We start from the raw sequence: 624 nt of genomic DNA, 5'->3' as shown, positions 1-624 counted from the left end.
AGAGGTTGCAGGAGGAAGTAGTGCAGGCCTTGAGAAATTGGCTGAGGTTTACTCTAGTATTGAGTCGAAAAATGATATTGCTGTAGAGGATCTTATAGCACTTCGTGATGCTGGGGTTGATCTTACTGAAGTTTTAGCAGGGGAAGCTGGAGTTACAGGGGAAGCTTTGTTTGAGATGGCAAACGAAGGTCGACTTGGATTTGATTTGATGAGCACTGCATTAAAGAATGCTACAAGTGAGGGTGGTAAATTTTATGGTAATACTGCTCGTGAAGCAAAGACTTTAGCAGATGCTCAGTTGCAGACTTCTAAGATTAGTAATAARCTATTTCTAGAACTTGGACAAGCTTTTGAGCCTCTAATGGTTGGYTATGAGAAAGTAAAACAAGGGTTACTTATAGGAATTATTTTGCCAATAACCAAGCTTACTTCGGGAACAATTTATCTGTGTAATAAGCTAGGTGAGCTTGGAAGATATCTGTTTGGGAAATTTACAGAGGGGTTTAAAAGTTTGATCAAAGTTATAGGTATGGGACTTGATCAATTAAAACAGTTTGTAGTATATGTTGGTACGACCTTTGTTGAAGGGTTTAAGAATTCTATAAATTTTGTTATAAGTGGCTT

1 pseudogene is annotated in these 624 nt (G+C 37.8%); it reads left to right on the top strand.

The window, feature by feature from the left end:
* A pseudogene (locus tag U881_RS12810) lies at positions 1-624 on the top strand (tape measure protein); the annotation flags it as partial.

Source organism: Borrelia persica No12 (genome assembly GCF_000500045.1).
GTDB lineage: Bacteria > Spirochaetota > Spirochaetia > Borreliales > Borreliaceae > Borrelia > Borrelia persica.
The sequence above is the reverse complement of the archived record's forward strand: the minus strand, read 5'-3'. Positions and strand labels throughout refer to the sequence as shown.